The 6,604-nt window shown below is 62.2% G+C and carries 5 protein-coding genes; 1 reads left to right on the top strand and 4 read right to left on the bottom strand.

Features of this window, described 5'->3' with window-relative positions; genetic code table 11:
- The 4 genes from fbaA to glpD form a co-directional block, all read right to left on the bottom strand.
- Window positions 1-1,103: class II fructose-bisphosphate aldolase (gene fbaA, locus HNO79_RS10695; protein ID WP_010514936.1), on the bottom strand; the 1,103-nt coding region annotated here is incomplete at its 3' end.
- 48 nt (window positions 1,104-1,151) lie between these two features.
- On the bottom strand, window positions 1,152-2,138 hold the full coding sequence (gene glpX, locus HNO79_RS10690) for a class II fructose-bisphosphatase (RefSeq protein ID WP_010514935.1): 987 nt from the start codon (window positions 2,136-2,138) through the stop codon (window positions 1,152-1,154).
- A 35-nt stretch (window positions 2,139-2,173) separates the two neighbouring features.
- A complete protein-coding gene (gene glpK, locus HNO79_RS10685; RefSeq protein WP_010514934.1) occupies window positions 2,174-3,673 on the bottom strand; it encodes a glycerol kinase GlpK in 1,500 nt (499 codons plus the stop codon).
- Between the two features lie 70 nt (window positions 3,674-3,743).
- Window positions 3,744-5,306 (bottom strand): glycerol-3-phosphate dehydrogenase, encoded by a 1,563-nt coding sequence (gene glpD / locus HNO79_RS10680; protein ID WP_214164615.1) that lies wholly within the window; start codon window positions 5,304-5,306, stop codon window positions 3,744-3,746.
- Between the two features lie 444 nt (window positions 5,307-5,750).
- On the opposite strand from glpD, the gene HNO79_RS10675 reads away from it, so the two are divergent.
- Window positions 5,751-6,563 carry an MIP/aquaporin family protein gene (locus tag HNO79_RS10675; RefSeq protein WP_214164614.1) on the top strand — a complete coding sequence of 271 codons (813 nt, stop codon included), beginning with the start codon at window positions 5,751-5,753 and terminating at the stop codon, window positions 6,561-6,563.
- The last annotated feature ends 41 nt before the right edge of the window (window positions 6,564-6,604 follow it).

Below are 6,604 nucleotides of genomic sequence, written 5' to 3'. Positions count from 1 at the left end.
ACGGCGCGCGCGACACTGCGCCCGGTGGCCCCCAGATCGGCAAAGGACTGTTCCAGCCGGGCCACGATCCCCTGCTCACCAACCCGCAGCCACTTGCGCGGATCATACAGCTTCTTGGTAGGCTTTCCGGTGCCGGGTGCGATCTGGTGGCTGAAGGCTTCGGCATGTTCATGCACGTAGCGGCCGATGCTGCTGGCGAAGGCAAACTGGATATCGGTATCGATATTCATCTTGAACACGCCATAGGACACGGCTTCGGTAATCTTGGCCTGTTCGGACCCCGAACCACCGTGGAACACCAGCGCCAGCGGCTTTTCGCCCCGGCCGGTGGCCTGCGCCACCGCCGCTTGCGAATTACGCAGGATTTCAGGCCGGAGCTTGACATTACCAGGCGCGTAAACGCCATGCACGTTGCCAAAAGACGCGGCAATGGTCACGAAGCCAAGCGGGGACAGCGCCTCGTACGCCTTCAGCACGTCTTCGGGCTGGGTATAGAGATGGGCGTTGTCCGCGCCGTCATCGACGTCGTGGCCCACGCCATCCTCCTCCCCGCCGGTAACGCCCAGTTCGATTTCAAGGCCGATGCCCAACGGGGCCATGCGACGCAGGAAAGCAGCGCATTCGGCAATGTTGTCGTCCAGCGGCTCGGCCGAAAGGTCGATCATGTGCGAGGAAAACAGCGGACGCCCTGTTTCCCTGACCGCTTCCTCGCTGGCATCGATCAGACCCGAGATCCACGGCAGCAGCTTGCGGTCGGCATGGTCGGTATGCAGGATCACGCACACGCCATAGGCCGCCGCCACCGTATGGACATGACGGGCCGCGGCCACGGCGCCCAGTACGCGGGCTTGATCCGCATCCTTCATGCCTTCACCCGCGTAAAAACGCGCGCCGCCGTTGGACAGCTGGATAATGACATCGGCACGGTTGCGGGCGGCGGCTTCCAGCACGGCGTTGATGCTGTCCGTTCCCACCACGTTTACCGCCGGCAGGGCATAGCCTTCGTCCCGGCAGGTTTCAACCAGACGGCGGTAATCCGCGCCCGTCACCACGCCGGGCTTCAGTCCCAGCCGGTCGGACGCCGGGGTCGCTTTGTCGGTCATGTCGTTCCTCTATTGCCTGTTATTGTTGTTATGCAATGGATGAAATGCTCACCAGGTCTTGGTCTGGTAGTCGTGATGGCCCTCCACGAAGCGGATGGTACCGGACTTGGAACGCATGACCAGCGAATGCGTGACCGTGCGGATCCCGCTGCGGCGGATACCGCGCAGCAGGGCGCCCCCCGTAACACCGGTGGCCGAAAACAGCACGTCGCCCCGCGCCATGTCTTCCAGCGCCAGCTTGCGAGAAGGATCCGCGCCCGGGTTCATCCTGCGCGCACGTTCAATCTGCGCATCATCTTCAAACAGCAGGCGGCCCTGCATCTGCCCATGCACGCAGCGCACGGCGGCAGCGGCCAGAACGCCTTCCGGCGCGCCGCCGGACCCCACGTAGATGTCGATTTCACTGTCATCAAGGCAGGCGGCGATGGCGGCAGCCACGTCACCATCACTCAGCAACGTCACGCGCGCGCCGGCAGCACGGGCGCGGGTGATCAGTTCCTCATGACGTTCACGGTCCAGCGTACACAGCATGAGGTCGGACACCGCACATTTCTTGGCGGTGGCCAGGGCCTTGAGGTTGGCTTCGATGCTGTTGTCCAGGTCAACCACGCCTTCGGGCAGGTTGGGGCCGACCACGATCTTGTCCATGTAGATGTCAGGGGCGTGCAGGAAGTTGCCGCTTTCCGCCAGCGCCACGACCGTCAGCGCGTTGGGCAGGTTCTTGGCGCACAGGTTGGTGCCCTCCAGCGGGTCCACGGCAATATCCATGCCGGGGCCACCCGCGCCCACGTTTTCCCCGATGAACAGCATCGGGGCTTCGTCCATCTCGCCTTCGCCAATCACCACGGTGCCGTTGATGGCCACCGTATCGAACGCGCGACGCATGGCCTCCACCGCCGCGCCGTCGGCTTCATTCTTCAGGCCACGGCCGGTCCATGCCGATGCGGCCACGGCGGCCGCTTCCGTCACGCGGACAAGTTCAAGGGCAAGGTTGCGATCCGTAACCTGATAGGGATTCTGCCGGATGGAGGTCATGAAATACTTTTCCTGTCTTCTTCGCTATTCATAGGTTACGCGGCAACGGTGGAACTGAGGGTGCGGCGCACCGCCACATGCCACCCGGCCACCATACTGTCGCGCTGGGCCTTGTCCATTGTCGGGCGGAACAGCTGACCGCGGCTCCAGGTGCCCTCCAGTTCGGCGATGCTGCTCCATACTCCTGTCGCCAGTCCCGCCAGGAAGGCAGCGCCAAGGGCGGTTGTCTCGACCTGTTTTGGCCGTTCAACCGGCGTGCGCAGCATATCGGCAAGGAACTGGCAGAACCAGTCATTGACCGACATCCCGCCATCAACACGCAGTGCGCTCAGTTCCTCGCCACCATCCTCATGCATCGCATCCATAAGATCCAGCGTCTGGTACGCCACCGATTCCAGTGCCGCACGCGCGATATGGGCCGCCGTCGCATCCAGCGTCAGCCCGCAGATCAGGCCACGGGCATCGGGATCCCAGTGGGGGGCGCCAAGGCCAACAAAGCCAGGCACCATGTACACCCCGTGGCTGTGCGGCACGCGGGTGGCCATGTCATCGGTCTGAGAAGCATGGGTAATCAGGTTCAGCCCGTCACGCAGCCAGCGGATGGCGGCGCCAGCCACGAAAATCGACCCCTCCAGCGCATATGTCGTCTCATCCCCGATGCGATAGGCAATGGTGGTCAGCATGCGGTTTTCGGATTCGACCGGCGTGGTCCCGGTATTGAGCAGCGCGAAGCAGCCCGTGCCGTAGGTCGCCTTGGCCGTGCCGGGCCTGAAGCAGGCCTGTCCGACCATGGCGGCATTCTGGTCGCCCGCCATGCCCGCGACCTTCAGCGGTTCGCCAAACAGGTCGGCTTCGGTCTCGCCAAAGATTTCGCTGTTGGTGCGCACTTCGGGCAGGATGGCGCGCGGCACGTTGAACAGCGCCAGCAGGTCATCATCCCACGCGCAGGTATGGATGTTGAACAGCAGCGTGCGCGCGGCATTGGTCGTATCGGTGGCATGCACCCGCCCACCCGTCAGCCGCCACAGGAGGAAGCTGTCGATCGTGCCACAGGCCAGCCTGCCCTGTTCGGCCTTCGCGCGCGCGCCTTCGACATTGTCGAGGATCCATGCGATTTTCGTAGCCGAGAAATACGGGTCCAGCAGCAGGCCGGTACGTTCGCGCACCAGCGCCTCATGCCCTTCTTCATGCATGCGCGCGCACACGGACGTGGTCCGCCGGTCCTGCCACACAATTGCGCGGTGGACCGGCTTGCCCGTTTCCCGATCCCATACCACGATGGTTTCGCGCTGGTTGGTAATGCCGATTCCCGCGATCACGCCGGGGCCACCTGCTTTTTCAATGGCTTCGCGCGCAGTGGACAGTACGTTGGACCAGATTTCCTCCGGGTCATGTTCCACCCAACCCTGGTTGGGATAATGCTGGGCGAATTCAGTGCGGGAGACGGAAAGCGCCGTAATATCACGATCGAACACGATGCTGCGGGTCGAGGTCGTTCCCTGATCGATAGCGAGAATTCTGTTCTTCTTGTTCATTATCTTCTCCTGCCCGGACGGGCGGATACAGGTTCTGGCCGTGGGCGATGTTACGCCCACGGCCTGTTTGTCACGAAGCCGATTTTGCCGCGACCGGCTGGCGGCCACGCAGGTAGGTGTCAAGGCGGCCCGCATCTTCATCGGTCACATGCAGGCCCATACGCGAACGCCGCCACAGGATGTCCTCGGTCGTCTGCGCCCATTCGCTGGCGATCAGGTATTCCACCTCGCGCGCGGTCAGGCCGCCACCGAACTGTTCACCCATATCGGCCATGCTACGGGCATCACCCACGATTTCGGTCGCGCGGGAGCCGTAGTTACGCACCAGACGCCAGCACAGCTGCGCATCAAGGAACGGGGCCTTTGCCGCAAGGCGGCTGACGGCGCCATCGAACCCGCCCTCACCCAGATCACCACCGGGCAGCACCCGGTCCGCAGTCCAGCCCGGCGCGGACAGGACCGGCAGGAAGGGCTGCAGCTTCTCCAGCGCATGTTCGGCCAGACGGCGGTAGGTGGTGATCTTGCCACCGAAAATGGACAGCATCGGCGCCTGGTTGCCCTGTGTATCAACATCCAGCACGTAATCACGCGTCACGGCGGAGGCATTCTTGGCCGCATCATCATACAGCGGACGCACACCGGCATAGCTCCACACCACGTCATCAGGCGTGACCGGCTTGGTGAAATAGCGGCTGACGCTGTCGCACAGGTAGCTGATTTCCTCGGGCGAGATCTCGACCCGGCCGGGGGCCTGCGTCCATGGCACGTCGGTCGTGCCGATCAGGGTGAATTTCTGCTCATACGGAATGGCGAACACGATACGCTTGTCCGGATTCTGCAGGATATAGGCCTGCGGGCCGTCAAACAGGCGCGGCACCACGATATGGCTTCCCTTGACCAGACGCACGTTCTTGTCGGAATCAACCTGCGCGCGTTCGCGCAGCACTTCGCTTACCCACGGGCCACCGGCATTGACCAGCACCTTCGCCTGAACGGTGGTCTGGCTGCCATCGCGCGTATTCTCGATCACGGCCTCCCACAGGCCATTCACCCGGCGGGCCTGCACAAGGCGGGTACGGGTGCGGATGTCCGCGCCATACGTCCGTGCATCCATGGCGTTAAGCACGACAAGGCGGCTGTCCTGCACCCAGCCATCGGAATAGGCAAAGCCACGCGCCAGCGTGCCGTTGAGTGGCTTACCCGCCGAGTTGGTGCGGAAGTCAAGCGACTTGCACTTGGGCAGCGTCATGTTGGGCGCAAGGTGATCGTACAGGAACAGGCCAAGGCGCAGCATCCATGCAGGCCGCGCCTGCGGGGTATAGGGCAGCACGAAACGCATGGGCCAGATAATGTGCGGCGCAATGCGCAGCAGCCGTTCGCGTTCGATCAGTGCTTCGCGCACCAGACGGAATTCATAATATTCAAGATAGCGCAGACCGCCATGGATCAGCTTGGTGCTGGCGGATGACGTGTAGCTGGCAAGGTCGTCCTGTTCGACCAGCAGGACGGATGCGCCCCGCCCTGCGGCATCGCGCGCGATGCCCGTGCCGTTAATCCCCCCGCCCACGACCAGCAGGTCAAGCGGACCGCCCTGTACCGCGGGGGTGCGGAATGTTTCGTCTTTGGACGCCATGGTAGATGTTCCTCCTGATACGCATGTTCGTAAACGAACATCATGAGCGTTTCAATAGGGAAAGCGCACATCAAACCCGGATATTTCAGGACATGTTTTATGCATAAATATTGCCGGTTTTAGCCATAAATTCGCCACCTGCCGGTATTTATCTGTCAGGGCGGTTTTTGTGCATGTGCGAAAACGCACAGCACGGCCTGACACGATGCCCCTGTCGCTGCCCGGCATATGGCAGAACGACAGACCCAGAATCCGGCAGGTTGGAGATATTTCATGTCATATAATGAAATAAATGGAAAAAGGAGAACCTCACGACCCGGTCCGCGCGCACGCCTCTTCCCCACCCAGAAATGTTCGTTTAAGAACATGGCAGGGCAGGAAAACCGCCACAAGGCGGACAGCCCATTCCCATCGAACGATAATAAAAGAATAAAGTGGGTTAAAATGCTGAAGAACCGACAGTTTCTGGGCGAATTGATATCGGAATGCATCGCGGTCATGATCATTGTCCTGATCGGCGATTCCGTAGCCGCCATGTACACGCTGTATGATCCCAGCCCCTACAAGCTTTCCTACTGGGGGGTGTCCATTGTCTGGGGGCTGGGCGTCACCATCGCCATTTACGTGACCGGCAGTGTATCGGGCACTCATGCCAACCCTGCCGTATCGGTGGCGCTGGCGCTTTACCGTGGTTTTCCATGGCGCAAGGTGCCCGCTTACTGCGTGGCACAGGTACTGGGGGGTATTCTGGGGGCGGCCCTTGTCTATACGCTGTACCAGCCGGTCATAGACCATTACAACCAGTTGCACGGCCTGACCCGCGCCGATGGCGGGGCGGCGGGCGTATTCTTCACCCATCCCGGCGAATTCATCACGCCATTCCATGCCTTGGTGGATGAAACCATCCTGACCGCACTGCTGGTCGGCGGCATCTTCGCGATCACCTGCGAATATAACACCGTCGCCCCGCAGGCCAATTCCAGCGCGCTGATCATCGGCCTGCTGGTGGCCAGCATTGGCGCGTGCTCGGGCTATCTGGAAGCATGGGCCATCAACCCTGCCCGTGACTTCGGGCCACGCCTGTTCTGCTTCCTGACCGGGTGGGGCGGGTCCGCCCTGCCCTCGCCAGACAATTTCTGGTGGGTGCCGATCATCGGCCCGCTGGCAGGCGGCGTGATCGGCGCGAGCTGCTACCAGTTCCTGATCCGCCCGTTCATTCCGCGTCAGGGCAGCCCGGTCATCCCGCCCGTGCCATAATCCCTCCCATCCCTTACGCTACAGCCCGGGGCAGGTCCCGC

It is taken from the genome of Komagataeibacter oboediens, from assembly GCF_018491655.1.
GTDB lineage: Bacteria > Pseudomonadota > Alphaproteobacteria > Acetobacterales > Acetobacteraceae > Komagataeibacter > Komagataeibacter oboediens.
The sequence above is the reverse complement of the archived record's forward strand: the minus strand, read 5'-3'. Positions and strand labels throughout refer to the sequence as shown.